28 protein-coding genes are annotated in these 26569 nt (G+C 68.0%); 24 read left to right on the top strand and 4 right to left on the bottom strand.

The window, feature by feature from the left end; genetic code table 11:
* The first annotated feature begins 2 nt into the window (after window positions 1–2).
* A complete protein-coding gene (locus tag GEV02_RS17350) occupies window positions 3–815 on the top strand; it encodes an inositol monophosphatase family protein (protein ID WP_152839164.1) in 813 nt (270 codons plus the stop codon).
* Window positions 812–1429, top strand: a complete 618-nt coding sequence (locus GEV02_RS17345; RefSeq protein ID WP_152839163.1) for an NAD(P)-dependent oxidoreductase — start codon at window positions 812–814, stop codon at window positions 1427–1429. The genes GEV02_RS17350 and GEV02_RS17345 overlap by 4 nt, the downstream gene beginning before the upstream one ends.
* Before the next feature lie 16 nt (window positions 1430–1445).
* On the opposite strand, the gene GEV02_RS17340 is transcribed toward GEV02_RS17345, so the two are convergent.
* The gene (locus tag GEV02_RS17340; RefSeq protein WP_152839162.1) at window positions 1446–1997 is read right to left on the bottom strand and encodes a helix-turn-helix domain-containing protein; all 552 of its coding nucleotides are present in this window, start codon (window positions 1995–1997) and stop codon (window positions 1446–1448) included.
* 96 nt (window positions 1998–2093) lie between these two features.
* On the opposite strand from GEV02_RS17340, the gene GEV02_RS17335 reads away from it, so the two are divergent.
* The 5 genes from GEV02_RS17335 to GEV02_RS17315 all read left to right on the top strand — a co-directional run bounded on the left by GEV02_RS17335 (window position 2094) and on the right by GEV02_RS17315 (window position 7236).
* Window positions 2094–2873: an aldolase gene (locus GEV02_RS17335; RefSeq protein ID WP_152839161.1), complete on the top strand. Its 780-nt coding sequence runs from the start codon at window positions 2094–2096 to the stop codon at window positions 2871–2873.
* Window positions 2874–2891: 18 nt separating this feature from the next.
* Window positions 2892–3785, top strand: a complete 894-nt coding sequence (locus GEV02_RS17330) for a dihydrodipicolinate synthase family protein (protein ID WP_152839160.1) — start codon at window positions 2892–2894, stop codon at window positions 3783–3785.
* Window positions 3786–3902: 117 nt separating this feature from the next.
* Complete coding sequence (locus GEV02_RS17325; RefSeq protein WP_152839159.1) at window positions 3903–4556, top strand: hypothetical protein; 654 nt, start codon at window positions 3903–3905, stop codon at window positions 4554–4556.
* 101 nt (window positions 4557–4657) lie between these two features.
* The gene (locus GEV02_RS17320) at window positions 4658–6274 is read left to right on the top strand and encodes a methyl-accepting chemotaxis protein (RefSeq protein WP_235922811.1); all 1617 of its coding nucleotides are present in this window, start codon (window positions 4658–4660) and stop codon (window positions 6272–6274) included.
* Window positions 6275–6306: 32 nt separating this feature from the next.
* Window positions 6307–7236: a phosphatase PAP2 family protein gene (locus GEV02_RS17315; protein ID WP_152839158.1), complete on the top strand. Its 930-nt coding sequence runs from the start codon at window positions 6307–6309 to the stop codon at window positions 7234–7236.
* Here GEV02_RS17315 and GEV02_RS17310 read toward each other — a convergent pair.
* Genes GEV02_RS17310 through GEV02_RS17300 form a run of 3 tightly spaced genes read right to left on the bottom strand, consistent with a single transcriptional unit; the run spans window position 7217 to window position 9748 of the window.
* Entirely contained in the window at window positions 7217–8596 is a 1380-nt protein-coding gene (locus tag GEV02_RS17310) for a VWA domain-containing protein (RefSeq protein ID WP_235922810.1), read from the bottom strand. The two genes, GEV02_RS17315 and GEV02_RS17310, sit on opposite strands and share 20 nt — an antisense overlap.
* A gap of 7 nt (window positions 8597–8603) precedes the next feature.
* On the bottom strand, window positions 8604–9233 hold the full coding sequence (locus tag GEV02_RS17305) for a TadE/TadG family type IV pilus assembly protein (RefSeq protein ID WP_152839156.1): 630 nt from the start codon (window positions 9231–9233) through the stop codon (window positions 8604–8606).
* On the bottom strand, window positions 9233–9748 hold the full coding sequence (locus GEV02_RS17300; protein ID WP_235922809.1) for a TadE/TadG family type IV pilus assembly protein: 516 nt from the start codon (window positions 9746–9748) through the stop codon (window positions 9233–9235). Before GEV02_RS17300 ends, GEV02_RS17305 begins: the two co-directional genes overlap by 1 nt.
* 242 nt (window positions 9749–9990) lie before the next feature.
* On the opposite strand from GEV02_RS17300, the gene GEV02_RS33685 reads away from it, so the two are divergent.
* The 17 genes from GEV02_RS33685 (at window position 9991) to GEV02_RS17220 (ending at window position 26566) form a co-directional block, all read left to right on the top strand.
* Window positions 9991–11673, top strand: coding sequence for a GAF domain-containing sensor histidine kinase (locus GEV02_RS33685; RefSeq protein WP_152839155.1), 1683 nt, complete (start codon window positions 9991–9993; stop codon window positions 11671–11673).
* A gap of 26 nt (window positions 11674–11699) precedes the next feature.
* Window positions 11700–12374 carry a response regulator gene (locus GEV02_RS17290; RefSeq protein ID WP_152839154.1) on the top strand — a complete coding sequence of 225 codons (675 nt, stop codon included), beginning with the start codon at window positions 11700–11702 and terminating at the stop codon, window positions 12372–12374.
* Window positions 12375–12644: 270 nt separating this feature from the next.
* Window positions 12645–12806, top strand: a complete 162-nt coding sequence (locus GEV02_RS17285; protein WP_152839153.1) for a Flp family type IVb pilin — start codon at window positions 12645–12647, stop codon at window positions 12804–12806.
* Window positions 12807–12866: 60 nt separating this feature from the next.
* Entirely contained in the window at window positions 12867–13010 is a 144-nt protein-coding gene (locus GEV02_RS32930; RefSeq protein ID WP_174999144.1) for a Flp family type IVb pilin, read from the top strand.
* A 76-nt stretch (window positions 13011–13086) separates the two neighbouring features.
* Window positions 13087–13248 carry a Flp family type IVb pilin gene (locus GEV02_RS17280; protein ID WP_152839153.1) on the top strand — a complete coding sequence of 54 codons (162 nt, stop codon included), beginning with the start codon at window positions 13087–13089 and terminating at the stop codon, window positions 13246–13248.
* Window positions 13249–13371: 123 nt separating this feature from the next.
* Window positions 13372–13947, top strand: a complete 576-nt coding sequence (locus GEV02_RS17275; protein WP_152839152.1) for a prepilin peptidase — start codon at window positions 13372–13374, stop codon at window positions 13945–13947.
* Complete coding sequence (locus GEV02_RS17270; RefSeq protein WP_328595838.1) at window positions 13944–15320, top strand: nucleoside/nucleotide kinase family protein; 1377 nt, start codon at window positions 13944–13946, stop codon at window positions 15318–15320. Before GEV02_RS17275 ends, GEV02_RS17270 begins: the two co-directional genes overlap by 4 nt.
* Before the next feature lie 30 nt (window positions 15321–15350).
* Window positions 15351–16223: a Flp pilus assembly protein CpaB gene (gene cpaB, locus GEV02_RS17265; protein ID WP_152839151.1), complete on the top strand. Its 873-nt coding sequence runs from the start codon at window positions 15351–15353 to the stop codon at window positions 16221–16223.
* A 12-nt stretch (window positions 16224–16235) separates the two neighbouring features.
* Entirely contained in the window at window positions 16236–17825 is a 1590-nt protein-coding gene (locus GEV02_RS17260; protein WP_152839150.1) for a type II and III secretion system protein family protein, read from the top strand.
* An 8-nt stretch (window positions 17826–17833) separates the two neighbouring features.
* The gene (locus GEV02_RS17255) at window positions 17834–18091 is read left to right on the top strand and encodes a pilus assembly protein (RefSeq protein WP_152839149.1); all 258 of its coding nucleotides are present in this window, start codon (window positions 17834–17836) and stop codon (window positions 18089–18091) included.
* Between the two features lie 21 nt (window positions 18092–18112).
* Window positions 18113–19288, top strand: a complete 1176-nt coding sequence (locus GEV02_RS17250) for an AAA family ATPase (protein ID WP_152839148.1) — start codon at window positions 18113–18115, stop codon at window positions 19286–19288.
* A complete protein-coding gene (locus GEV02_RS17245) occupies window positions 19285–20628 on the top strand; it encodes a CpaF family protein (protein WP_152839147.1) in 1344 nt (447 codons plus the stop codon). Before GEV02_RS17250 ends, GEV02_RS17245 begins: the two co-directional genes overlap by 4 nt.
* Window positions 20629–20635: 7 nt before the next feature.
* Window positions 20636–21610, top strand: a complete 975-nt coding sequence (locus GEV02_RS17240) for a type II secretion system F family protein (protein WP_152839146.1) — start codon at window positions 20636–20638, stop codon at window positions 21608–21610.
* A gap of 2 nt (window positions 21611–21612) precedes the next feature.
* Window positions 21613–22545 carry a type II secretion system F family protein gene (locus GEV02_RS17235; protein ID WP_152839145.1) on the top strand — a complete coding sequence of 311 codons (933 nt, stop codon included), beginning with the start codon at window positions 21613–21615 and terminating at the stop codon, window positions 22543–22545.
* Window positions 22542–23588: a LytR C-terminal domain-containing protein gene (locus tag GEV02_RS17230; RefSeq protein ID WP_152839144.1), complete on the top strand. Its 1047-nt coding sequence runs from the start codon at window positions 22542–22544 to the stop codon at window positions 23586–23588. The genes GEV02_RS17235 and GEV02_RS17230 overlap by 4 nt, the downstream gene beginning before the upstream one ends.
* 6 nt (window positions 23589–23594) lie before the next feature.
* Window positions 23595–25829, top strand: a complete 2235-nt coding sequence (locus GEV02_RS17225) for an Ig-like domain-containing protein (RefSeq protein ID WP_152839143.1) — start codon at window positions 23595–23597, stop codon at window positions 25827–25829.
* 29 nt (window positions 25830–25858) lie between these two features.
* Entirely contained in the window at window positions 25859–26566 is a 708-nt protein-coding gene (locus tag GEV02_RS17220; protein WP_152839142.1) for an alpha/beta hydrolase, read from the top strand.
* The last annotated feature ends 3 nt before the right edge of the window (window positions 26567–26569 follow it).

Below are 26569 nucleotides of genomic sequence, written 5' to 3'. Positions count from 1 at the left end.
CCATGCAATCATCCCATCACGACGCCGCGCTGCTGGCGCGCATCGTCACCGCAGTCCAGGCCGCTGGCCAGGCCATCCAGGCCCGCTACACCGCCACCGCGCGTCCCGCCGGCCGGCAAGACATCGTCGACATGATCGCCGCCAACGACGCCGTCTCCCTGCGCATCCTGCGCGAGCAGCTGACGGCGGCGCATCCGACCGCGCAGTGGGACGACGACGAGAGCGGCGCCGGCGCGCTGCCCGACGGCGACTGGTGGGTGGTCGATCCGGTCGAGGGCGCGATCAACCAGGTCCACGGCTTGCCGGACTGGGGCGTCACCGCCACCCTGGTGCGCGACAACCAGCCGCTGCTGACCGCCGTGCACCTGCCGCTGAGCGGCGACACCTACACCGCGCAGGCCGGCGCCGGCGCCTGGCTCAACGGCGCGCGCCTGCAAGCCTCGGCCAAGACCGAACTGGACGCGGCGATGGTCGGCACCGGCCAGGCCACGCCGGGCGAAGACGGCGCCGTCCTGCGCCGCATCGGCCGCTCGGTCGGCGCGATGCTGGCGGCGGCGCTGGTGGTGCGGGTGTCGGTGCCGGCGACGCTGCAGCTGATCCAGGTCGCGGCCGGCCGCCAGGACTTGTTCTGGCAGTACAGCGCGGTCCGCTCGGGCCTGGTGGCCGGCGCGCTGCTGGTGGCTGAAGCGGGCGGCAAGGTGACCGATCTCGACGGCACGCCGTGGAGCTTGCGCAGCGCCGGCTTGCTGGCAGGCGGCCCTGCGCTGGCCACGGCCGCGCTCGCGGTGCTGGCCGGCGTGGAGGGCGAAGCATGAAACTGGCAATCTTCGGCGCCACCGGCGCCACCGGCCGTCATCTGGTCGAACTAGCCTTGCAGGCGGGTCACGACGTCCGTGCACTAACACGGTCGCCGCAGGCGCTGCCGCTGCGCGATCCGCGCCTGCATGTCATCGCCGGCAGCCTGGACGACGAGGCGGCGCTGCACTCGGCGCTCAGCGGAGCGGACGCGGTCATCAGCGTGCTGGGCACGCGGCGGGGCGACGCCTCGCCGGTCTGCACCGACGGCATGCGCAGCATCCTGCCGGCCATGCAGGCGGCCGGCGTGCGGCGCCTGGTCGCGCTGAGCGCCTACGGCGCCTCGGAGACGCACGACGCTACGCTGTTCATCCGCTTCGTGCGCAAGGTGATCGCCGCCAAGATGCGCGACAAGGACGGCATGGAGGCGCTGGTGCGCGCCAGCGGCACCGACTGGACGCTGGTGCGTCCGCCGGCGCTCACCAACGGCAAGCCAGGCGGCGCCTGGCGCACCGGCGCCGCGCTGCGGCCGGGATGGAGCGCACGTCTGGCGCGCGCCGACCTGGCCGCCTTCATGCTGCGGGAGGCGGAGCGCGGCGACTACGTCGGCGCGGCGCCGGTGGTATCCATCTGACGACAGGCGATCGCGCTCAACCCTGCGGCACGCCGGAATCGGCGCTGTCGCTGACCACGACCAGCACTTGCGCCTCGGCGCCGTCCAGGCTGCGGATGCGGTGCGGGATGACGGCGTTGAAGTAGACCGAATCGCCGGCCTCCAGCTGCACCAGCTGGTCGGGGAATTCGATTTCAATCCGGCCCTGATGGACGAACAGCAGTTCCTCCCCTTCGTGCTCCTTGAACGCCGACGCCACGAAATCGCCCGGCGGCCGCAGCATGAAGGGCAGCATCTGTTTCGGCGCCAGACTGGCGGCGATGCTCTCCACCGCCCGCCCGCCGTCATCCATCGACGCCCGTTCGGCGGCGCGCGTGATGCTGACCAATTCCTGGTTGCGGCGGTCGGACACCAGTTCCTCCACGCTCACCTGCAAGGCCTTGGCCAGCTTCAAGGCCACCGCGATCGACGGCACGCTGATGCCGCGCTCTATCTTCGACAGATAACTCTTGGTCAGCCCGGTCTGCTCCGCCAGGAACTCCAGCGTCCATCCTTTTTGTTTTCTCAGTAGTTTCAGGCGAATAGTCATAGGCGCTCGGTTGGTGGATAAAAATAATTGTATCGCATGACACTTTGTGTCCTATAATTTACTTCGTGTCATTCACTCACCCAAGGAGGCCACACGATGAACACACTGGACATGTCCAAGGCGGATTTGATTACGCTGGCGCAGCAGCGGCTGGAGCGCGAGGTGCGGCCCGGCGAATGGAGCGAACGCCAGAAACTGGCGCTGACCTGCCGCATCCTGTACGACGGCGGCCACGATTCCGGCCTGGCCGGGCAGATCACCTGCCGCACCGGCGAGCCGGGCCGCTTCTACACCCAGCAGCTGGGCTACGGCTTCGACGAGATCAGCGCCGCCAGCCTGATCGAAGTCGACCAGGACTTGCAGGTGGTAAGCGGCCAGGGCATCCCCAATCCGGCCAACCGCTTCCACACCTGGATCTACCGCCAGCGGCCGGACGTCAACTGCATCATCCACACCCACCCGCTGCACGTGGCCGCGCTGTCGATGCTGGAAACGCCGCTGCAAATCTCGCACATGGACACCTGCCCGCTGTTCGACGACTGCGCCTTCCTGGCGCAGTGGCCGGGCGTCCCGGTCGGTAACGAGGAAGGCGAGATCATCGCCGGCGCGCTGGGCGCCAAGCGCGCCATCCTGCTGGCCCACCACGGCCAGCTGGTGGTCGGCGCGACCATCGAGGAAGCCTGCATGCTGGCCATCCTGATCGAGCGCGCCGCCCGGCTGCAATTGCTGGCCATGGCCGCCGGCGCCATCCAGCCGCTGCCGCCCCGGCTGGCGGCCGAGGCGCACGACTGGATTTCCACCGCCAGGCGCGACCAGGTGACGTTCGCCTACTACGCCCGCCGCGCGCTGCGCAGCCATCAAGACTGTCTGAACTAACCCTTACAGGAGCTCTCCATGACCACTGCATTCAAAGGCATCATCGCGTATCCCGTCACCCCGTTCACCCAGGACGACCGCGTCGACCTGCCCACGCTGACGCGCCTGATCGACGACCTGGTCGGGCAAGGCGTGCACGGCATCGCGCCGCTGGGCAGCACCGGCGAAAGCGCCTACCTCGACGACAAGGAATGGGACGCGGTGGCGCACGCCTCGCTGCAGGCGGTGAACCGGCGCCTGCCCACCGTGGTCGGCATTTCCGACCTGACCACGCGCGGCGCGGTGCGGCGCGCACGCTACGCCCGGCAGGCCGGCGCCGACGCGCTGATGGTGCTGCCGGTGTCGTACTGGAAGCTGACGCCAGACGAAATCGTCAGGCACTACGCCACCATCGGCGACGCGGTCGACATCCCCATCATGTTGTACAACAATCCCGCCACCAGCGGCATCGACCTGGCGCCGGAACTGATCGCCCGCATATGCCGCGAAGTGCCGGCCGTGACGATGGTCAAGGAAAGCACCGGCGACATCCAGCGTATGCACCGCCTGGTGCAATTGACCGAGGGCCGCGTGCCCTTCTTCAACGGCAGCAATCCGCTGGCGCTGGCGGCGCTGGCGGCCGGCGCCAGCGGCTGGTGCACCGCCGCGCCCAACCTGCAGGCGCAGCTGCCGCTGGCGCTGTACGAGGCGGTGGCGGCCGGCGACCTGGCGACGGCGCGCGCGCTGTTCTACCGCCAGCTGCCGCTGCTGCAGTTCATCGTCAAGGGCGGCTTGCCGACCACCATCAAGGCCGGCCTGCGCCTGCGCGGCTTCGACGCCGGCGTGCCGCGCGCACCGCTGCAGCCGTTGACGGCGGCCGACACCGATGTCCTGGCCGGCATCCTGGCCAAGCTGGACGCCGGTATGCGCTGAGCGCCCGCCGCTGTCTTGCCAGCGCTGTCTTGCCGCCGCCACAGGGCGGCGGATTCCGCTGGCGCGCTGCCGCAGTGTGATAGCATAATTACAATATTCATCACCTATGGAGGCGGCATGACTACTCGGAATTACCTGGCGATACTCGGTCTGATATTGGCGGCGCCGTGCGCGCTGGCCGACGATCACGCACCGGCGGCGGCGCCCGCGCCGGCCGTCGGCGACTCGTGGACCTATCAATACACCGATGTGTGGAAAGGCGCCAAGGGCAACCTCAACCGTATGGAAGTGACCGGCGTCGACGCCGCCGGCGTGCATGTCGACATCAAGCGCGCGGCCAGCGGCGCATTGCTGACCAAGCAGCTGTTCAGCGCCGAGATGAATCCCATCGACCGCGGCGCCATGCACTTCGCGCCATCGTTCGCGCGCTACGCCTTCCCGCTGGAGCCCGGCAAGGAATGGACCACCGACGCCACCGGCGACAATCCCAAGTCCGGCAAGCACTGGCGCTACCGCATCAAGGGCAAGGTGCTGAACTGGGAAAAGATCACCGTGGCGGCCGGCGAGTTCGATGCGCTGAAGGTCGAGGTGCAGGCGCTGTACCACGGCGAGGAACCCAACAGCCCCGGCGGCAGCGGCCAGTTGACCGAGACGCTGTGGTTCGCGCCGGCCGTCAACAACTTCGTCAAGCTCGACTATCGCGACACCGACTGGAACGGCCGCATCTTCAACCGCGACAGCTGGGAGTTGACCGCCTTCGTGCGTAAATAAAGCGCCGGCCGCTGCGCGGCCGCCTCCCGAAAAGTGCTAGAGTATTTGACTGCCGGTCCCTGGTCACGTCCTTTCACCATGCAATTCGGGAGGGTTACAACATGCGATTTTCAGACTTCGGCATCAGCCGCAAACTGTATCTGGGATTCGGCGCGGTCGTGCTGATCCTGGCCGTGCTGCTGGGCGCGGCCTACACCAACTTCTCGCGCCTGGCCCAGGCCAACGGCTGGAACAACCACACCCACGCCGTGATGGCGGAAGCCCAGAACATCCTGGAAAGCCTGCTCAATATGGAGACCGGCGAGCGCGGCTTCGCGCTGACCGGCGACGACGCGTCGCTGGCGCCGCTCAAGGCCGGCCAGGAAGCGTTCCGCGCCCACGTCGACAAGGCGCGCCAGCTGACCGCCGACAATCCCGCCCAGCAGGAACGGCTGCAAAAACTCGCGCAAGCCCAGCAGGCCTGGTTTGCCCAGGCGGTGCAGCCGGTGCTGGACCTGCGGCGCAAGGCCAACGACGGCGCCAGCATCGACCCGGTGCTGGCGATGGAGCGCGAGGGCCGCGGCCGCCAGGGCATGGATGCGATGCGCGCGCTGCTCAAGCAAATCAGCGACACCGAAGAAGTGCTGCTGGTGCAGCGCGCCGCCGACGCCGACTCGCTGCAGGCGCTGACCGCCAACACGCTGGTGTTCGGCGGCCTGCTGACGATCGCGCTGGCCGCGACGCTGGCGTGGGTGCTCAGCCGCAGCATCGTGCGGCCGCTGGCGCGCGCGGTGCGCATCGCCCGCACCGTCGCCGCCGGCGACCTCAGCACGCGCTTCGAGGCCAACTCGCGCGATGAAACCGGCCAGATGCTGCAGGCGCTGGGCGACATGAACCAGAGCCTGGTCAACATCGTCGGCGAAGTGCGGCGCGGCACCGACACCATCGCCAACGCCAGCACCGAGATCGCGCGCGGCAACCAGGACCTGTCGTCGCGCACCGAGCAGCAGGCCAGCTCGCTGGAGGAAACCGCGTCGTCGATGGAGGAACTGACCGGCACCGTCAAGCAGAACGCCGACAGCGCGCGCCACGCCAACGAGCTGGCCGCCTCCGCGTCCGCGGTGGCGACCAAGGGCGGCGCCGTGGTGGCGCAGGTGGTCGACACCATGAACGCGATCAGCGCGGCGTCGAAGAATATCGCCGACATCATCGGCGTCATCGATGGCATCGCGTTCCAGACCAACATCCTGGCGCTGAACGCGGCGGTGGAAGCGGCGCGCGCCGGCGAACAGGGGCGCGGCTTCGCGGTGGTGGCCACCGAGGTGCGCAACCTGGCGCAGCGCTCGGCGGCGGCGGCCAGGGAAATCAAGGAATTGATCGGCGACTCGGTCGACAAGGTGGACACCGGCAGCCGGCTGGTGGCGCAGGCCGGCAGCACCATGAACGAGATCGTCGACAGCGTGCGGCGCGTGACCGACATCATGCAGCAGATCGCCTCGGCCAGCGAACAGCAGATCGCCGGCATCGAGCAGATCAACCATGCGATCAGCCAGATGGACACCGTCACCCAGCAGAACGCCGCGCTGGTCGAGCAGGCGGCGGCCGCCGCCGAAGCGCTGCAGGATCAGGCGGCCAGCCAGGCGCAGGTGGTCAGCGTGTTCAAGCTCGGCGCGGCGCAGGGCGCGCTGCCGGGCGCGCTGCCGCCGGCGGCGGCGCCCCGGCTGCCGGCGCCGCACTGAGGCGTTTGCAGTCGCGCCGGCTTGACGGTAACATGGGGCACTCCCTTCCCGTCCACGGCCGCACGATGCCCGCTTCCACGCCGCCCCACCTCCGCCCCGACCACAAGGGCAGCATCATGCTGGCGGAAGCGTCGCTGTTCTATCTGGCGCTGCTGCTGGCGTGGGGCTGGTCGGAACATTGGTCTGTGGCCAACGGCAAGATGGCGCTGCAGCAAGGCGTGCTGACGCTGTCGCTGCTGGCGCCGCTGGCGCTGCGCCGCTACCGCAGCGATCCCTTCATCGTCACCGTGCTCGGCACCACCGCCGGCCTGATCGTCTTCTCGCAGCTGGCGGCCGCCTTCAGCTACATGATTACCAGCACCAACGCGCCGCTGTTCGACGCCACGCTGGCGCGCTGGGACCACAACCTGGGCTTCGACTGGGTCGACTTCAGCAACTGGAGCGCGCGCTATCCGCTGCTCGACCTGTCGCTGCAGGCGGCCTACGACAGCCTGCTGCCGCAGATGGTGCTGCTGGTGCTGTTCCTGGCCTGGACCGGCCGCTTCCGCCTGCTGTCGGACTTCTGCGGCACGCTGGTGGTGTGCAAGATGATGGCCGACCTGGTGTCCGGCTTCTACCCGGCCATGGGCGCCTCCAAATACTACGCCCAGCTGCTGCGCACCGACGTCTCCATGCTGTCGGACTTCGAGCCGCTGCGTTCGGGCGCGCTGCGCTCGATCGACCTGGTGGCGCTGCAGGGCCTGATCGTGGCGCCGTCCTTCCACGCCATCCTGGCGCTGCTGCTGATCGTCGCCACGCGCGGCACCAAACTGGCCTGGCCCTACCTGCTGCTGAACCTGTGGATGCTGCTGGCCACGCCCAAGTTCGGCGGCCACTACCTGGTCGACCTGCTGGCCGGCGCGCTGACGGTGCTGCTGGCCTCGCTGCTGTGGCAGCGCCACATCACTTCGAAATACGCATGATGGCCGAGGCCAGCTTGGAGAAGCACGGCGTCAGGTCGCTGGTGGTGGCGGCGTAGCAGTACAGCCCCACCGGCTTGGCGGCGTTGAAGCAGCGGGCCGGCGCATCGGTCGAGTTGGCCATGCACTTGAGCACGTCCTCGCCCTTCTCGTTGTCGTAGCCGGTGCCGGCCTTGAGCGAAGCGCCCAGCCCCAGCGTGAACACATAGATGCCCTCGTCCTGCGACTTGCGCGCCATCGCCTCGACCAGGTTGCGCGAGGCGCGGTTGACGTTGGCGTAGGTGATGGTGTTGGTGACGACCCGCGGCGAACTGGTCACCACCGCATATTCGCGCAGCGTCGGGTCGTTCGGATTGGTGCTCGGATTGTGGGCGTTGTACCAGTCCGGCAGCGAGCTCACCTTGTCGGGCAGCGTCTGGTAGCGGCCCAGCGCATAGTCGTAGGTTTCCGACGGCGTGCACTTGCCGCCGAGGGTGTCGCTGACCCGGTCCAGGTAGTACAGCCCGGCCGGCGTGCCGGAGCCGTCGTCGTCGGTGGCGATGGTGCCGGCGGTCTTGCAGTCGCTGGCGGTCTTCCAGTTCAGGTAGGCGCCGAAGGAGTTCGGCGCGCCGTCCGAGAAGAAGATAATCACGCGCAGGTTGGAGCGGTTCAGGTTGGCGGTGGGCACGCTGTTGAGCTGCTGGCGCGCCCAGTACAAGCCTTCCGGCGAGGCCGTCGAACCGCTGAAGCTGTAGTTCTTGATGTGGTTGATCATGCTGTCGCGGTCGAAGCCGCGCGCGGTGGGGCGGATCGGATCGTCGATCACGGCGCCGTAGGAAAAGTGCAGCAAGCCCACGCGGTCCTGGTCGGCGTTGAACTGCTTGAGGAAGGTGGTGGCCGAGGTGATGACGTTGGCGCCGGAACCGGACAGCGAGCCGGAGGTGTCGAGCACCACCACCATGTCCAGGTCCTTGCGCACCGTCTGCGACACCACGCCCGGCTTGAGCGGCGACACGCCCAGCAGCTTGAGGAAGGAGACCGGCATCGACGCCTGCGCGGTGACGGTGATGGTCACCTTGCCGCTGTTGAACACCACGCTGGGGTCGTCCATCTTGCCGGTCGAGCCCATGTAGTTGGGCGGGAAGTTGGCGGCGAAGAAGCGGCCGGCGGCGGCCTTGGCGTTGGCGGTCTGCGTGGCCTGGTCGGCGCCCTGCGAGACGGCGCGCGCGGCGGCCAGGCTGGCGGCGTCGGTGGCCGCGTTGAGCTTGTCCTTGACCATGTAGGTGACGCCGGTGTCGATCGCCAGCCCGACCACGCCGATCAATACCGCCATCGACAGCGCCACCATGATGATGACATTGCCCTGTTGCCTGGATCGTTGCATCACCATGTCAGAACACCGTCATCGAATACAGGTTGGTGCCGAAGTTAGGCACGGTCAGGCTGCCCAGCTTTTTGTCGCCGAACAGCAGGTTGAATTTGTAAAAGCTCTCGACCACGAAAATGATTTCGCCGTCGAACAGGCTGCCGCTCATCAGCGCCACCTTGGGCGCGCTGGCGCCGGTGGCGATGTTGCTGCAGGCGCCGGTGCTGGTGTTCCAGCTGGGGCAGCTCCACAGCTTGCTGACCGGCGCATAGCCGCTGACGCGGAAGCCGGTGTTGTTCTTGCTGTCGTCCCAGCGGTACTGCTCCAGCACCACGGTGGTCATGGTGCCCGAGCTATCCTTGTAGCCCATCAGCTTGGTGATGTAGAGCATGCCCTTGTTCTTCATGTCGAGCGGCGGCGCCGAGGCCGCCACGGCGCCGATGATGGCCTGGCTGTTGTCGGTCAGCTGCAGCTTGCTGCGCGAGGCCAGGTTGGCGGCCTCGCGGCTCAGGTTGATGAGCACCATATTGGCTTGCAAGCCGCGCGCAAAATCCGACACCGCCATCACCAGGAACACCAGCAGCGGCAGCAGCAGCGCGAACTCGATGGCGGCGATGCCGGATTCGGCCTGCACAGGGCGGTGGACGGTCCGCATCAGTTGCTCCCGTAGTTTTCGTTGAGCATGGTGGTGGCCACGACGAAATGGTATTTGCCGTCGGTGAAGAAGGGCTTGAGCAGCGGCGTCGCCAGCGGCCAGTAGCAGTCGATCTGGATCACCAGGATGTCGCCGGCCGCGCCGAACATGGCGGCGTTGTACGAGCTGCTGTCGGTGTAGGTGACGTTGTTGGTGGTGATCACCGGGCTGACCTTGGCGTACATGCCGGTCGAGCTGTCCTTGATCTTCTGGATGATGGCCTGGTAGCGCTGCTGGTTGCTGGCGTTGGGGTCGGCGTCGGCCAGGCCGGTGATGGCGTAGCGCGAACCCTCGCGCACCGCGTACTGCATGGTGAGGTTGGAAAAATACATCATCGCGAGTTCGATCACGCCTATCATCACCAGCAGGAACACCGGCATGACCAGCGCCATCTCCACCACGGTCGCGCCCCGTTGCCGCCTGGCCGCGGTCGCGCGCTTACGGGAATTCCAGCGGTGAGCTATCATCTGTTTCATTCATGGCGTGGGTGGCGCGCTGCGAGGGCCGGAGAGGCGGCAGTACGACCAGGGACGGCGCTTGCGGGAGGCTGCCTGGGACTTGCCGGCACGCGTTCAGGGTGGACGGCAGTGTCCATTGTAGCCCGGCTAAAAAATCATGCACACAGTTATTTTCAGTGCGCATAGACAGCGAGCCAGTATCTGCGTAGACTGATTTACTTGCTGCGGAAGCAACGACTATAGTCACGATAGGAGATGCGGTGGCGGAATACAAGCCCGAAGACACCCTACCCACGCGCGCGGCCGGCGACGCCGCCGGCGCGACGATGGTGTTTGAAATGCGCCTGCTGCTGTCGATTTCCGCCGTCCTCACGCTGTTCATCTCACCCGCCGACCTCGGCCCCGTCAGCCTGCTGGGCACGCTGGTCTTCCTGGCCTACGCGCTGCACAGCGGCGCGCTGTACGTGGCGGCGCGGCGCCGCCGCAATCCCTTCTGGCATGGCAAGGTGGTCTATTGGATCGACCTCGGCTGGTACGCGCTGATGGTGTACTTCAGCGGCGGCAACAACAGCTTCTTCGTGCCCTTCTTCTTTTTCGTCATCCTGACCGCGTCCTTCCAGTGGGGCTTCGACGAGGGCGCGCGCATCACGCTGGCCTCGGCGCTGCTGGTGGCGGCCAGCGCGCTGGCGGTCAACCTGCACGCCGACCTGGCCCACCTGCTGCTGCGCATCACCTTCGTGCTGGGGCTGGGCTATATGATCGCCTACTGGGGCGGCCTGGGCGTGGCCCAGCGCCGGCGGCTGGCCTTGCTGCGCGATGTCAGCCGGCTGTCCAATCCGCGCTTCGGCGTCGACCAGACGCTGGCCTCGCTGCTGGCGCAGATCCGCCACTTCTATCGCGCCAGCAACTGCATCCTGCTCATCAACGATGCCGACAGCGAGCAGTGGCTGCTGCGCTCGTCCACCGAACAGAACAGCGGCCAGCCGGCCAGCGTGGCGCGCATGGGCGCCGGCTCGGCCGCGCCGCTGCTGGCCTTTCCGGCCCAGCACACGGTGTTGTACGCGGCGCCGCTGCACCCGCGCCTGCCGTGGAGCGGCGAGGCGCGCGCGCTGGCGGCCGGCCAGCGCCGCTGGGAGCCGCTGGACCCGGCGCCGTGCGCCCAGCTGGCCGATCTGTTCGACGGCCGCGCCTTCATCAGCACGCCGCTGCCGCTGCGCAAGGGGCGCGGCCGCCTGTATGTGGTGTCGGCCGGCCCGCGCTTCACGCGCAGCGACGCCACCTTCCTGCTGCACGTGGCGGCCCAGGCCTTCCCGGTGATCGAGAACATCGAACTGCTCGACCGCATGGCGTCCGACGCCGCCTTCCGCGAGCGGCAGAAGATTGCCCGCGACTTGCACGACAGCACCATCCAGCCCTATATCGGCCTGCGCCACGCGCTGACCGCCATGCGCCAGCAGGCCGCCGCCGACAATCCGCTGACGGACGACCTGGAAAAGCTGATCGTCATGAGCACCGAGGTGATCGCCAACATGCGCAGCTTCGCCCGCAATGTGCGCAAAGACAACGGCAAGGGCGAACCGGAACTGATGGTGGCGCTGCGCCGCCAGGCCGCGCAGGTATTGGCCTTCTACAGCCTGGACGTGACGCTGCAGGCGGCCGACGACTTGCAGATCAGCGACCGGCTGGCGGCCGAAGTGTTTCAGATGGTGAACGAAGGCATGAGTAATATCCGCAAACACACCCATGCGCGCGCCGGCAGGATTACACTCTCGAATATCGGCGCGCATTTGCAGATCGATATAGAAAACGACAATCCGGAACGCCTCCCGGCCGACTTCCTGCCCGGCTCGCTGGCCGAGCGCGCCGCCGCGCTGGGCGGCGGCCTGACGGTCGCAGTCTGCGAGCCCGGCGTGACGCGCATCCGGGTCACGATACCGATGTAGCTGGTCATCAAGAGAAAGGCAGCCCTATGGCGACAGCAAGCACACCACCGATCCGCGTGATGCTGGTGGACGACCACGCGACCCTGTTGTGGGGTTTGCAAAAACTGATCGAGGGCGCGGCGCCGGAAATGCAGGTGGTCGCCACCGCCGCCGATCCCGAGCAGGCGGTGGCCGAAGCGTTGCGCACCAGGCCAGACATCGTGCTGCTGGACCTGGACCTGGAAGGCCGCAGCTCGCTGGAAGTGATCCCTGAGCTGGTGCTGAGCGAAGCGCGCATCATCATCCTCAGCGGCAACCGCGACGAAGTGCTGCTGGGCCAGGCCATGCGGCTGGGCGCGCGCGGCGTGGTCGGCAAGGATGCCGAGGCCGACGTGGTGCTGGCGGCGGTGCGCAAGGTGCATGGCGGCCAGATGTGGCTGTCGCCGACGATGATGACGGCGATGCTGGCCTCGCTGATCAACCCGGTGGCCAGCGCGGCCAAGGATGCCGAGGCAGACAAGATTGCCAGTCTCACCACCAAGGAGCTGAAGATCGTCAGCGCCGTGGTGCACAGCAACGGCGCCGCCAACAAGGAACTGGCCCAGCAACTGTTCGTGGCCGAGCCGACGCTGCGCAACTACCTGACCTCGATCTACCAGAAGCTCGGCGTGGCCAACCGCCTGGAGCTGTACGTGTACGCCAGCAAGCATAAACTCGGCTGAACACAGCGCCCGCAGCCCCGCCCCCGCTGCATTTCCGCCACACCTGCCCCGCCTTGCCTCCCGTCTGCGCCATACCGTCCGTCATAGGGGAGCGCCCTGTTTTCCGTGACAAATGTCACGGATTATCACGCAAAAATCCACCGTTTTGTCATGGTCATTTCAGGAGTTTTGTCCGATGTGGCGGCGGCCTCACATCCCTATACTTCATTCATCAGCTCTGGTTTTGAAACGGCTGAAACCAAACACCCACTGACCTAAAGGACTGACATCATGAACTCGATCAAAAACTTCATCAACGACGAATCCGGCGTGACCGCCATCGAATACGCCATGATCGCCGCGCTGGTGGCCGTGGTCGGCCTGACCGCCGTGAAAACCCTGGGCACCCAGATCCAGGCCCTGTTCGCCAAAGTCGTCACCGCCACCGCTTAATACCAGACCGCGCCGGCTAAAGCCGGAAACAGCAAGCCAGAGAACCCAAGGGAGAAACCGATGTACCGACCACGCCAGACACCAGCCAGCTTCAGTCATTTCCTGGCCGACGCGAGCGGTGCCACGCTGCTGGAATACGCCCTGCTCGGTTCGCTTGCTTCTGTTGTATGCATCATCGCTCTGCTGGCTTTTTTTAAGAGCTGAGGCTGCTTCCGCGTTTAGCTGGAATTGACACCATCCATTGACACCATCTTCACTTTTAAATTTTAAGGAACTCATCATGAACTCGATCAAAAACTTCATCAACGACGAATCCGGCGTGACCGCCATCGAATACGCCATGATCGCCGCGCTGGTGGCCGTGGTCGGCCTGACCGCCGTCAAAACCCTGGGCACCCAGATCCAGGCGTTGTTCGCCAAGGTCGTCACCGCCACCGCCTGATTGAAAAAGCTGGCCTTGCGGCGGGTTTTTGCGGCATAGTAAAGCTGTCCGGTTCGGCAATGCCGGGCCGGGCGGCTTACTATGCCGCACGCGCGCTGGCCCGCCTCCCTGCTAGGACTGCCGATGACCTGGTTGCCGCTGATACTGCTGACGCTGTTGCTGACGCTGGCCGTCTGGCAGGACGTGCGCGCGCGCCGCATCCCCAACCTGCTGATCCTGGCGGGCCTGCTGAGCGCCTTCGCCTTGCAACTGCTGCTGCCCGCCGGCAGCGGCCTGTTCACGCAACCGTTCGGCGCCATCGGCCTGCTGTGGTCGCTGGCCGGCTTCGCGCTCGGCCTGGCGCTGCTGCTGCCGATGTATGCGCTGCGCACGCTGGGCGCCGGCGACGTCAAGCTGCTGGCCATGATAGGCGCCTTCACCGGCCCGCGCGCCGTGTTCGGCATCGCGCTGTGCACGCTGCTGGCCGGCGGCGTACTGGCCCTGCTGGTGTCGCTGTACCACCGCAAGGCCGGGGCCATGCTCAACAACTCGCTGCAGCTGGTGCTCAGCAGCGTGCTGGGCGCCATCGCCGGCCAGTCCGCCGCGATCGCCGAACCGGCCGCCGCCAGCGGCAAGCTGCCGTACGCCATCGCCATCGCGGCCGGCGCCGCGCCCTATCTGATCTATGCCGCCGTCACCGGCGCCAGCCTGTTCGAGTGAGCACCCAGCCCGCAGCCGCTCCGGCCTACGCCCGCGCTCCCCGCAGCATCGAGGAGACCGGCCTGCCCTTTTTATTCCTGGTCGAACTGCTGACCAAAGTGCTGTTCCAGCGCGGCCAGCTCAAGCTGCCCGAGCTGGCGTCGCACCTGAAGCTGGCGGTCAGCGTCATCGATCCGCTGATCGCCTTCATGCGCACCGAAAAGCTGTGCGAAGTCACGCGGCGCGGCGGCAGCGGCACCGACGCCGACCTGGCCTACCACTTGACCGAACTGGGCCGTGAACGCGCGCAAGCCTGCATGCTGCGCAACGCCTACGCCGGCCCGGCGCCGGTGACGCTGGCCGACTACTGCAGCCAGGTCGCCACCCAGAGCGTGGCCGACCTGCACGTGACGCGCGCCGCCGTCACCGCCAACTTCAGCGACATCGTGGTCAACCAGCTGGTGCTGGACCAGCTGGGCGCGGCGATGAATTCGGGCCGCGCCATCTTCATCTACGGCCTGGCCGGCAGCGGCAAGACTTACCTGGCCGAACGCCTGCGCGGCCTGCTGCGCGACGACATCGCCATTCCCTACGCCATCATGATCGACGGCGAGGTGGTGCCGTTCCACGACCCGGTGCAGCACCGCCCGTCCGGCGCGCCGCCCGACCCGGCCGAGCCGGCCGACGCCTTCGACAAGCTGCGCACCATCGATGCGCGCTGGGTGCGCGGCGTGCAGCGTCCGGCCACGCTGACCGGCGGCGAGCTGACGCTGGACATGCTGGACTTGCGCTTCGACGCCAACACCCGGCTGTACCAGGCGCCTCCTCATTTGAAAGCCAACAACGGCATCTTCATCATCGACGACCTCGGCCGCCAGCGCTGCTCGCCGCTGGAACTGATGAACCGCTGGATCGTGCCGATGGATCGTGGCATCGATTATCTGTCGTTGCACACTGGTCACGTTTTCCAGGTGCCTTTCGATGTGGTCGTGGTATTCTCGTCCAACTTTCTCCCCGAACGCCTGTCCGATGGCGCCTTTGTCCGCCGGCTCGGCTACAAGATCGAAGTGCCGCCGCAAAGCGAGGCCGAATATGAGCGCATTTTCCGTCAAGCCTGCCACCACGCCGACATCGCGTTCGATCCCGACACCTATCACTACCTGCTGCACGAAAAGCACTACCGCGAAGAAGTGCCGCTGTTGGCCTGCTATCCGCGCGACCTGATCCGTCAGGTGCTGGACCTGGCGCGCTACGAATCGGCGGCGCCGGCGCTGACCCGCGCCGCGGTCGACTGGGCCTGGACCAATTACTTCGCCGGCGCCGCCGTGCGCCGCCAGGCGGCCGAGCAGCAGAAGAAGGACAAAGAGCGGCGTGAAAACGCCACACCGGTTTAATGAGCGTAAGACATCAGCGAAAGACGACACATGAGAAATACGCGTGCGCTGGCAATGATAGGGGTGGCGCTGGTGATGGCGCTGGCGGCGGTGGTGCTGGCCGCGCACTGGCTCAACGACCAGGGCGCCGGCACCAGCAAGAAGGTGGCGGTGGCGCTGGTGGAAATTCCGCTGGGCGCGCGCGTCACGCCGGAGCTCATCAACATGGTCGAGTGGCCCAGCAACGCGCTGCCGCCGGGCGCCATCGTCGAAGCCAGGCAGCTGGAGAACCGCGTCACGCGCAGCGCCATCGAGCGCGGCGAGCCGCTGATGGAAAGCAAGCTGGCGCCGGCCGGCACCACCGGCGGCCTGTCGGCCGTGGTGGCGCAGGGCAAGCGGGCGATGACGGTGCGCGTCAACGACGTGGTCGGCGTGGCCGGCTTCGCGCTGCCGGGCAACTTCGTCGACATCCTGGTCAACACGCAGGAGGAAGCGCGCGGCGACAGCGGCCAGAACGTCAACCGCGAACAGGCGATCTCGAAGATCGTGCTGGAGCGCATCCTGGTGCTGGCGGTGGCGCAGGAATCTAACCGCGACGACACCAAGCCCAAGGTGGTCAACGCGGTGACGCTGGAGCTGACGCCCGAGCAGGTGGAAAAGCTGGACCTGGCGCGCAGTGTCGGCACGCTGTCGCTGGTGCTGCGCAACCAGATCGATCCGAAATCGGCCAACACCGAGGGCGCCACCAAGAGCAGCCTGCTCGACGGCGGCAAGCCGCGCATGGCCGCCGCCGTGCCGGCGCCGGTGCGCGAGCAGCCGGCGGCCGCGCCGGTGCGCGCTGCGCCGCCGCCGAAGCCGCCGAAACCGGCGGGCGACAAAGTGGAAATGATCAAGGGCCTGGAGCGCAGCACCCAACAATTTTAAAGGATGGCATTGATGACCGGACTACGCAAAGCGACCGCCCCCGCAAGCTGTGCAACCCTGGCGCTGCTGGCCACGCTGGCCGCCCCGGCCTGGGCCCAGGCGCCAGCCCAGGCCCAGGCCAGGAGCAAGCTGCCCGGCACGCCGGCCGGCAACGCCAGCAGCGTGGAACTGGCCGCGCAGATCGAGCTGGCCGAAGGCAAGTCGACGCTGATGCATCTGCCCTATCCTGCCGCCCGCATCGCCGTCGGCGACGCCCGCGTGGCCGACGTCATCCTGATCAATCCGAGCGAAGTCTACATGCTGGGCAAGTCGACCGGCTCGACCAACCTGATCCTGTGGAACAAGGCCAACCAGGCCACCATCATCGACATCAGCGTCGGCATCGACGCCGGCCCGCTGCGCCAGCAGTTCGATGCGCTGTTCCCGAATGAGAAAGAAATACGCATCACCGTCTCCGGCAACTCGCTGATCCTGTCCGGCACGGTGGCCGACACGGTGCGCGCCTCGCAGGTGGTGGCGGTGGCCGGCGCCTACCTGCAGCGCGGCGCGCGCGGCGGCCAGGGCGGCGGCGCGCCGGCGGCCGGGGGCGCCAACGGCGCGAATGGCGGCAATAACGGCGCCATCGCCGGCAGCGCCAGCGCGGCCTTCGCCGCCGGCATGGCCGATCCGGCGCTGTCCGGCGGCGCCGCAGGTGGTGGCAATGGCGCCAGCCGCGTGGTCAACATGCTGGCGATCGCCGCGCCGCAGCAGGTGATGCTGGAAGTGAAGATCGCGGAAATTTCCAAGAGCCTGGTCGACCAGCTCGGCGCCAGCGTCGGCGTGGCCGGCGTGCGCGGCAGCTGGACCTACACCATGCTGTCCAACCTGTTGAGCGGCAACCCCAGCAAGCTCGACGCCTTCAACGGCAAGAACGGCAACTTCGCCACGCTGGACGCGCAAAAGCGCGACGGCCTGGTCAAGGTGCTGGCCGAGCCGACCGTGATGGCCATCAGCGGCCAGGAGGCCAGCTTCCTGGCCGGCGGCAAGATCTACATCCCGGTGTCGCAGGACAGCACCAGCGGCGTGCCGCGCGTGACGCTGGAGGAAAAGGAATTCGGCATCGCCGTCAAGTTCACGCCGACCGTGCTCGAAGGCGGCCGCATCAACCTGCGGGTGGCGCCGGAAGTGTCGGACCTGAACCGCGAAGGCATCGGCATCACCGCCAGCGGCACCACCGCGACCGCCATCCTGCCGTCGTTCACCACGCGCCGCGCCAGCACCACGGTGCAGCTGTACGACGGCCAGAGCTTCGCCATTGGCGGCCTCATCAAGAACAACGTGACCACCAACATCAAGGCCTTCCCCGGCCTCGGCGAAATCCCCATCCTCGGCGCGCTGTTCCGCAGCAGCGACTTCCAGAGCGACCGCACCGAGCTGGTGTTCATCGTCACGCCGCACCTGGCGCGGCCGCTGGCGCCGGACCACAAGCTGCCGACCGACGACTACGCCGAACCGAACCGCTTCGACTTCTTCTTGCGCGGCAAGATGGAAGGCAGCGCGCCGCCGCCCGCGTCCGCCCCCGCCAACTCCGCCGCGCCCACCGCCGGCTTCGACGTCAAATAGGAGCGCGCATGGTCCGCATCCCACTTTACCTGCTTGCCGCGCTGATCCTGGGCGGCTGCGCGCTGACGCCGCGCGTCGACCGCCATTTCGGCGAGAGCGTGCGCCTGGCCGCAGCCCAGCAGACGCTCAATCCTCAAGCCTGGCGCAACACCGCGCCGGTGGCCGGCATGGATGGCCGCAGCGCCGAAGCCGTCTATGAACAGTATCAAAAGTCCTACAGCGCGCCGCAGCCGCACGGCAGCGCGCTGACGACCGGCACGCGCTGAGTCCACGACCAAGGAAGCCAATTGAAAATCGCCGTCATTTCATCCGATGAACGCCACCTGCTGGATCTGGGCCGCCTGATCCGCGCGCGCGAAGCCAGCGACGAGGTCGACCTGATGTCCGGCGGCCTGGTGCGCCTGGCCAGCATGGCCGAAGAGCAGCTGCCCGAAGTGCTGATCGTCGACCAGCCGTCCGCCGCCGACGGCGACCTGGAACAGATCGAACGCCTCAGCGGCCTGCATCCGCGCATCGCCTTCGTGCTGCTGAGCAGCGAGACCTCGCCCGAGTTCCTGCTGCAAGCCATGCGCGCCGGCGTGCGCGAGGTGCTGCCGGCACCGGTGACGGCGGCCGCGCTGAACCCGGCGCTGGAGCGCATCGCCGAAAAGATCGGCCGCCGCACCCAGGCCAGCGGCAAGGTGCTGGCCTTCATCTCGTGCAAGGGCGGCAGCGGCGCCACCTTCCTGGCCACCAACCTCGGCTACGCGCTGGCCGAAAGCGGCGCCAAGCGCGTGGCGCTGATCGACATGAACCTGCAGTTCGGCGACGCCTCGCTGTTCGTCTCCGACCACAAGCCGCTGGCCACGCTGTCGGACGTGGCGCAGCAGATCCACCGGCTCGATCCCTCGTTCCTGGCGTCGAGCATGCTGAGCATCCGCCCCAACTACGGCGTGCTGGCGGCGCCGTCCGATCCGGCCCACGCCAACGACGTCAAGCCCGACCACATCGACGCCATCCTCAAGCTGGCGCGCCAGCAGTACGACTTCGTGCTGCTCGACGTCGGCCGCAGCCTGGACGCGGTCAGCATCCGCGCGCTCGACCACGCCGACCTGATCTTCCCCATCCTGCAGACCACGCTGCCGTATATCCGCGACAGCAAGCGGCTGCTGACGGTGTTCCGTTCGCTCGAATATCCGAAGGAGAAAATCCACCTGATCGTCAACCGCCACGACAAGGGCGGCGAGATCCGCCTGAAGGATCTGGAGTCGGCCTTCGACACCGACCTGATGCAAACCATCCCCAACCACTACGACGCGGCGGCGGCCTCGGTCAACCAGGGCGTGCCGGTGATGCAGCTGGCGCCGACCAGCCAGCTGAGCCTGGCGCTGGGCGCGTTCGCGCGCAGCCTCAGCGGCGAAGCGGCGCAGGTCAAGCCGCTCAGCTGGCTCGATAAACTGCGCGCCCGCAAGGATGCCCCATGAATACGCCGATCTCCCTGCGCGAACGGCTGGAAACCGGCCAGGCCCGCGGCGCCGGCACCCGCGCCACCGGCATCGACAACCGCGCCTACCAGGAGCTCAAGCACCGGCTGCACCAGACGCTGCTCGACCGGGTCGACCTGGAAAGCATCCAGCGCCTGTCGCAGGACCAGATCCGCATCGAGCTGCGCTCGCTGGTCGAGCGCCTGCTGGAGGAAGAGGCGGTGGTCATCAACGACGCCGAGCGCAAGAACCTGACGCGCGACATCCAGAACGAGATGCTGGGCTTCGGCCCGCTGGAAACGCTGCTCGAAGACCCGACCGTGTCGGACATCCTGGTCAACACCCACAAGCAGGTGTACGTCGAGCGGCGCGGCAAGCTGGAGCTGACCGACGTCACCTTCAGCGACGACGCCCACCTGATGAAGATCATCGACAAGATCGTCTCGCGCGTGGGCCGCCGCATCGACGAGTCGAGCCCGATGGTCGACGCCCGCCTGCCGGACGGCTCGCGCGTCAACGCCATCATTCCGCCGCTGGCGATCGACGGCCCGATCGTGTCGATCCGGCGCTTCTCGGCCGACCCGCTGCGGCTGGCCGACCTGGTGGCCTATGGCAGCATGACGGCCGACATGGCCGAGATCCTGCAGGGGCTGGGACGGGCCAAGGTCAACATCCTGATTTCCGGCGGCACCGGCTCGGGCAAGACCACCATGCTCAACGTGATCTCCGGCTTCATCGGCGCCACCGAGCGCATCGTCACGGTCGAGGACGCGGCCGAGCTGCAGCTGCAGCAACCGCACGTGGTGCGGCTGGAAACGCGTCCGCCCAACATCGAGGGCAAGGGCGAGGTCACGCAGCGCGCGCTGGTGCGCAACGCGTTGCGGATGCGGCCGGACCGCATCATCCTCGGCGAGGTGCGCGGCGCCGAAGCGCTCGACATGCTGGGCGCGATGAACACCGGCCACGAGGGCTCGATGGCGACGATCCACGCCAACACCCCGCGCGACGCGCTGACGCGGCTGGAAAACATGATCAGCATGGCGGCCGCCAACCTGCCGACCAAGGCCATGCGCCAGCAGATCAGCTCGGCCGTGGGGGTGGTGGTGCAAGTGTCGCGCCTGCCGGACGGCAAGCGCAAGGTGATGTCGATCCAGGAAGTGACGGGCATGGAGGGCGAAATGATCACGATGCAGGAAATCTTCAGCTACAAGCAGACCGGCCTGGGCGAGGACGGCACGGTGCAGGGCCACCACACGTCGAGCGGCATCCGGCCGCGCTTCATCGAACGGCTGCGCAATTTCGGCGTGACCGTCTCCAACACCGTGTTCGATCCGACCTAGGCGCGCCATGGACTACCGTTTCATCCTGTTCGGTGTGCTGGTGTTCTGCGCCGTGCTGCTGCTGGTGTTCGGCATCTACGGCAGCATCCACAACGTCAAGGGCCAGCAGGCCCAGCGCGTGGCGCGGCGGCTGCGCAACGCCATCGGCGACAACGGCAGCGAGCTGGCGGTGTCGATCACCAAGGAGCGCCTGCTGAGCACCGATCCCGGCCTGCAGCGCCTGCTGCAGCGCATCCCCGGCGTGGCCGCGCTGGACCGGCTGCTGCTGCAGTCGGGCCGCAGCTGGTCGGCGGCGCGGCTGGTGGCGGTGATGCTGGCGGCGGCGGCCGGCGGCGCGGTGCTGGCCATGATGCTGGGCCTGCCGTCCAGCGGCTGGCTGGTGGGCGCGCTGGTGGGCGGGGCGCTGCCGTGGTGGGAGCTCAACCGCGCCAAGCTCAAGCGCATCGCCCGCATCGAAATGCTGCTGCCCGAGGCGCTCGACCTGATGAGCCGGGCGATGAAGGCCGGCCACGCCTTCCCCACCGCGCTGAAGATGGTCGGCGACGAGATGCCGATGCCACTGGCGGCCGAGTTCCGCGCCGTGTTCGACGAGGTCAACTTCGGCATCAGCATGCCGGACGCGCTGATGGGCATGGCGCAGCGCGTGCCCAGCGCCGACCTGCGCTACTTCGTGGTGGCCGTGCTGATCCAGCGCGAGACCGGCGGCAACCTGACCGAGCTGCTGGCGTCGATCAGCGCCATCATCCGCGACCGCCTGCGCCTGCTGGCCCAGGTGCGCGTGATGTCGGCCGAGGGCAAGATGTCGGCGTGGGTGCTGGGCATGCTGCCGTTCGGCGTGGGCGGCATCATGTTCGCCCTCAACCGCGAGTTCCTCAACATCCTGTTCATCGATCCCAGCGGCCGCAAGATGCTGGGCGGCGCCGCGCTGATGATGGCGGTCGGCTTTTTGGTGATCCGCAAGATCACGCAGATACGGGTGTGAGCATGCATCTGATCCAGTTCATCTTCCTCGGCGTGTTGTTTGTCGGCGTGTTCGGCGGCGTGCTGGTGGCGGCCCGGCTGTTCACCAACACGGCCGTGCGCGACCGCCTCGACGCCCTGTCCGAACAGCCGGACTCCAAGCTGGACAAGGGCCGCTTCCTGCAGCAGATCGTCAACCTGGCGTCGCCGCTGGCGCGGCTGTCGGTGCCGGCCGACGGCTGGGAGACTTCGGCCGTGCGGCGCCGCTTCATCAACGCCGGCTGGCGCACGCCGGCCGCGCCGGGCCTGTTCTACGCGGCCAAGACCGGGCTGGCGCTGTTGCTGCCGCTGCTGGTGCTGCTGTACCTGAGCAGCCGCAGCGGCGACAGCGACGACTTGACCAAGCTGAGCTGGCTGCTCAGTTCGGCGGCGCTGGGCTACTACCTGCCGGGGCTGGCGCTGAACCATGTGGTCAAGCGCCGCCAGCGCGATATCTTCGAAAGCTTCCCCGATGCGCTGGACCTGATGACGGTGTGCGTGGAGGCCGGCCTGGCGATGGATGCGGCGCTGGCGCGGGTGGCGCAGGAGATCGGCTTGAAGAGTCTGGTGCTGGCCGAGGAGTTGCAGCTGGTGACGCTGGAGCTGCGCGCCGGCAGCGCCAAGGAAAAGGCGCTGCGCAATCTGTCGCTGCGCACCGGGGTCGAGGATGTCGATGCGCTGGTGACGATGCTGATCCAGGCCGACCGCTTCGGCACCAGCATCGCCGATTCGCTGCGCGTGCAATCGGAACTGCTGCGCACCAAGCGCCGCCAGCGCGCCGAGGAGCAGGCCGCCAAGATCGCGTTGAAGTTGTTGTTCCCGTTGATCTTCTTTATTTTCCCCAGCCTGCTGGTGGTGCTGCTGGGACCGGCCCTGCTGCAGCTGTACCAGGGCCTGGGCACGGCGGCGCTGCCATGATGAGGACGACCATGCCAGGCAGGGCGGCGGCCATGCTGCTGGCCGCGTGCCTGCTGCAAGCCTGCGGCGGCGTGCCGGTGCGTCCGCTGGCGGTGCAGCCGCTGCTGCGGCTGGAGGACGGCGACGGCGGCAATCCGGATTATGCCTACCAGCTGGGCCGCCACTACGAGCGTCAGGGCGACCTTCGCCAGGCCGGCGCCGCCTACGCCCGTTCGATCGCGCTGGCGCCGCAGCAGCTGGATGGGCGCAATGCGCAGGCGGTGCTGCTGGCGCGCCAGGGCGAGCTGGCCGCCGCCGCCGCGCTGCTGCGGCAACTGGTGGCGGACTTCCCGGGTCTGGCGCAGCCGCGCAGCAACCTGGGCTACGTCTACCTTCTGCAAGGCGATCGCGACGCCGCCAAGGCTGCGCTGCAACAGGCGCTGGCGCTCGATCCCGGCCACGCGCAGGCGCGCGCCAACCTGGCGCTGCTTGATGCCGACAACGCGTCGGTGGCGGCGGCGGCAAGTGCCGCGGCACCGTATCCCTCCGCCACGCCCGCCGCCATGCCCGCTGCACGCATGGAGCTGGTCCAGCTGGCGCCAAACGAATTCCGCTTGCAAGCCAGGACCACAACGACGCCGACAGCACCCATCGCACACCAGGCTGACAGCGGCGCAATCCAGATCGTCAACGGCAACGGCGTGGCCGGCATGGGCGAGCGCGTGCGCCGGATGCTGGCCGGGCATGGCATCGTCAACGCCAGCGTGGTCAACCAGCGCGGCCACTACCAGCGCACCACCATCATCGAATACCTGCCCGCCCAGCAGCAGCGCGCCCGCGTCATGCTGGCCGCGCTGCAAGGCCGCGCCAGGCTGCTGCCGGCCCGCGCCCTGCCCGGCCGGCTGACGCTCAGGCTGGTGCTGGGCCACGACCACGCACGCGACCTCGCCGCACTCGTCCAGATCGCTGACACCGCCGACACCGCCGCCACCATCGCGGACACCGACACCGCCATGCTGCTTGCCCTGCACAGCACGCCCGCAACGCCTACCAACCAGGAGTAGCCCAATATGCGCAGAAACCGCCAGCCTCACTCATGGGTCAAGTATCTCGCCCACCTCACGCTGGCCGGCCTGTGCGCCGCGCTGATGAGCGCCTGCGGCGGCGGTGGCGGCGGCAGCACCGCCACCGGCGGCTGCACCGTCATCGACCCCAACCGCGATCCCAGCCTGCCCTCCTGCCCGGGCACCACGCCGGTCGTCACCAAGCCCTCGCTGGCGCTGACGCTGACCGACACCGCCAGCGGCGCCGCCGCCACCAGCATCGCCCCCGACCGCAGCGGCACGCTGTCGGCCGTGGTCAAAGACGCCGCCGGCCTGGCCGTCGCCAACGCGCTGGTCGCCTTCACCACCAGCGACAAGAGCGGCACGCTGGCGCCCGCCACCGGCAGCGCCGTCACCGACGCCGCCGGCAAGGCCAGCGTGACCTTGAACGCCGGCACCGTCTCCGGCGGTTTCACGGCCAGCGCCAGCGCCACCGTGGCCGGCGCCACCGTCGCCGGCAACGTCAACTACACCGTCGTGGTGCCGCAGTTGAGCCTGACCGCACCGGCCATCGCGCCCGCCACGCTGGCGGCCGGCGGCACGGCCAGCCTGTCGGCCACCGTGATGAACGGCAGCTCGGCCTACGCGCCGGCCCAGGTGGTGAGCTTCAGTTCGCCGTGCGTGAGCAGCGGCAAGGCGCGCATCAGCTCGCCGGTGACGACGGTCAGCGGCGTCGCCGCCACCTCGTACACCGACCTCGGCTGCGGCGGCGTCGACACCATCACCGCCAGCATCGTCTACAACGGCAACACCATCAGCAGCAGCGCCAACCTGACGGTGCTGTCGGCCACGGCCGGCCAGCTGACGTTCGTCTCGGCGCTGCCGCAGAACATCGCGCTCAAGGGCACCGGCGGCGCCGGCCGCCAGGAAAGCGCCACCGTCACCTTCAAGGTGCTCGACCGCAACGGCAACCCGATCTCCGGCCAGGCCGTCAACTTCGCGCTCAACACCGCCGCCGGCGGCCTGTCGCTCAATCCGGCCAGCGCCACCACCGGCGCCAACGGCCTGGTCACCACCACCGTGGCCTCCGGCACCGTCAACACGCCGGTGCGCGTGACCGCGACCTTGCCGGGCACCAGCCTGAGCACGCTGTCCGACCAGCTGGTGGTGTCGACCGGCGTGCCGGAGCAGAACAGCTTCTCGCTCAGCGCCGCCATCCGCAACGTCGAGGGCGGCCAGTTCAACGGCTGTCCGACGCCGACCGGCACCGTCATCACCGCGCGCCTGGCCGACCACTTCCACAACCCGGCGCCGGACGGCACCGCCGTCAGCTTCACGGCCGAAGGCGGCTCGGTCGACGCCTCCTGCCTGACCGGCCTGACCAGCACCACGCTGACCGACGGCACCGTCATCACGCAAAAAGGCACGCCGGGCGAATGCACGGTGCGCTACTGCGCCGGCAATCCGCGCCCGGCCGACGGCCGCGTGACGGTGCTGGCCTACGCGCTGGGCGAGGAAAGCTTTGTCGACGCCAACGGCAACAACAAATACGACATCGGCGAGGCTTACACCGACCTGGGCGATCCGTTCCGCAACGACCGCGCCGTCAGCGACGCCAACGCCAACGGCATCGACGACGCCTTCAAGAGCGGCAACGCGGTGCGCGTCAGCGGCGAGCAGTACATCGACTCCAACGGCGACGGCAGCTGGAACGCCAGCGGCAACGGCGTGTATGACGGCGTGCTGCAAACCGTGCCAAGCAGCAGCACCGTGCACGTGCGCCAGGCGCTGGTGATGGTGTTGTCCAACAGCGCGGCGGCGATCTCGCTGCTGGAGCAGTCGCCGGTGACGGGGCTGGCGCTGTCGCACTGCACCAGCGGCACCCTGTTCGTCAACGACACCCGCACTTACCACTTCGCCATCCGCGACAACAACCCGACCGTGTTCGCCACCAACGCCAGGGCGCTGCACGCCGGCGATCCGCTGTGGCTGTTCGACCGTCCCGGCAATCCGCTGCCGGCCGGCACGCAGATCTCGCTGAGCGCGTCCAACGGCCGGGTGCTGAGTGCGACCGTGCTGACCGTGCCCAACACCAACGACGCCGATTCCGCCGCCTGGACCTACGCGGTGCAGATCGCCAGCGACGCGACCCAGGACACGGGCCTCAACTGCAGCAATCCGATCAGCAGCGGCGCGCTGACCATCACGGTGCAGACGCCGAACGGCGTCATCACCAACGCCAGCTTCCCGGTCAGCGACTAGGGCGCGGCCGGTGTCGAGGTGAGGCCAGCATGTCGATTACCGCCGCGCCGCAGCCCTACAGCGACGGCCGCCTGCACGCTCATCCAGTGCGGCTGCGTCCGGGGTTAGCGGCCACGCTGCCGCTGCCGCCCGGCCTGCACAAGCTGGCCTTTCCCGGCGGCCGCCATGCGCGGCTGCTGGTGCCGGCGCAGGCGTTGCACCACACGGCGCTGCCCTTGCTGGTGGTGCTGCACGGCGCCGGCGGCCAGCACGGCGGCGGCGACGCCATCGCGCTGGCGCACGCCACCCGCCACGGCACGCTGCTGTTGCTGCCGGATGCGCAATCGACCAGCTGGGATGTGCTGCGCGGTGGCTACGGCGCCGACCTGGCCTTCATCGACCGCCTGCTGGTGTGGACCATGCAGCGCTACGAGATCGACGCCGATGCCGTCACCATCGGCGGCTTTTCCGATGGCGCCTCGTACGCGCTGTCGGTGGGCTTGATGAACGGCGAGCTGTTCGGCGACATCCTGGCGTTCTCGCCAGGCTTCATGGCGCCGCTGCGGCGCAGCGGCATGCCGCGCGTGTTCATCGCGCATGGCACGCAGGACCCGGTGTTGTCGGTGGAAAGGGGCAAGGCCATCGCGCTGCGGCTGGCCGGCGAAGGCTACGATGTGCGCTATGCGGAATTCGACGGCGCCCATCTGGTCGAACCGGCCATCGCCCACGCGGCCTTGCGCCAGCTGGCGGCGCGCTAGCGG

The organism is Rugamonas aquatica (assembly GCF_009380215.1).
GTDB lineage: Bacteria > Pseudomonadota > Gammaproteobacteria > Burkholderiales > Burkholderiaceae_D > Rugamonas > Rugamonas aquatica_B.
Note: the sequence above shows the minus strand (reverse complement) of the source record. Positions and strands in the feature narration are given on the sequence as shown.